General features: G+C 52.8%; 1 pseudogene. It reads right to left on the reverse strand.

Annotated elements, in window-relative coordinates:
• Positions 1–1478, reverse strand: a pseudogene (locus GVL12_RS25630) (hypothetical protein); the annotation flags it as partial.

Consider the following 1478-nt stretch of genomic DNA (forward strand, 5'->3'; position numbering starts at 1 on the left):
GCAGTTACTGCTCCGGTAGCGATCTTGGCAGTCGTTACAGCATTCGCAATGATCTTGTCTACCGTGATTGCATTAGCGGCTATTTCAGTCGCAGTCACAGCATTGGCCGCGATCTTGATCGTGGTGACAGAGTTCGTAGCAAGCTCTGTAGCAGTGATAGTCCCAGCTACGATTTTCGCAGCGGTCACAGCGTTAGCCGCAATCTCATTCGCAGTCACAGCTCCAGTAGCTATCTTGGCAGTCGTTACCGCGTTAGCGATAATCTTGTCTGCTGTAATAGCGTTCGTAGCTATTTCCGTAGCCGTCACTGCTCCTGCAACGATCTTAACGGTCGTAACAGAATTAGTAGCAAGTTCGGTAGCGGTGATAGTTCCTGCCACGATCTTAGCCGCAGTGATTGCATTCGCTGCTATCTCATTCGCAGTTACTGCTCCGGTAGCGATCTTGGCAGTCGTTACAGCATTCGCAATGATCTTGTCTGCAGTAATAGCGTTCGTTGCAATTTCCGCAGCAGTGATTGTGCCTGCTGCAATTGCTGCTGCTGTCACTGCATTCACCGCAATCTTGTTTGCGGTGATCGCTCCGTCTACGATAAGATCCGCAGTGTTGACCCGACGAACACTGATATTTGTCAGGGCAATGGCATCACCGGCTACGTTCGTAGCGGCCATTTGCGCACGCAGACGAAACGCTACAGCGTTGGCAGGGAACGTATATTCCCGCAGGAAATCCGTCGGGTTGTCGCCATCAGCAAGTTGCGTGTGTGCCGTTACCGTCGAGGACGTTCCTGCTGTGGTCAGAACCTGAATCTGCATCTGACCAGACTTGGCGGCAGACCCAGACTTTCGCGTCACGGTGCCAGAAAGCGACAGCTTCTCTCCACCCTTGCAGGCCATCAAGCCTACGATGATCTGGTTGTAATCGGCAGCGACAACAGCGGCAGCAGTCGTACCCGTCGCAGTGATGAGCACACCCTTACCTTCGACTCCCGAGTAGGGAGCGATGGTAGCCGCAAGTCCGATCCATCCGGCAGCGTTATTCTCGAAATTGGGGTTCATCCACAAGTTCGTGAAATCGGCTAGGACCAGCGATTTTGCGGTAATGGCGTTAGCCGCGATCTGGTCGGCTGTCACCGCACCGGCTGCAATCTTGGCAGTCGTGACAGCGTTTGCAATGATCTTGTCCGCAGTTACCGCATTCGCAGCAATCTCGGTCGCAGTTACAGCACTGGCTGCGATCTTAATGGTCGTAACAGAATTAGTAGCAAGTTCGGTAGCGGTGATAGTTCCTGCCACGATCTTAGCCGCAGTGATTGCATTCGCTGCTATCTCATTCGCAGTTACTGCTCCGGTAGCGATCTTGGCAGTCGTTACAGCATTCGCAATGATCTTGTCTACCGTGATTGCATTAGCGGCTATTTCAGTCGCAGTCACAGCATTGGCCGCGATCTTGATCGTGGTGACAGAGTTCGTAGCAAG

The organism is Pantoea sp. 18069 (genome assembly GCF_902706035.1).
Taxonomy (GTDB): Bacteria; Pseudomonadota; Gammaproteobacteria; order Burkholderiales; family Burkholderiaceae_C; genus Comamonas.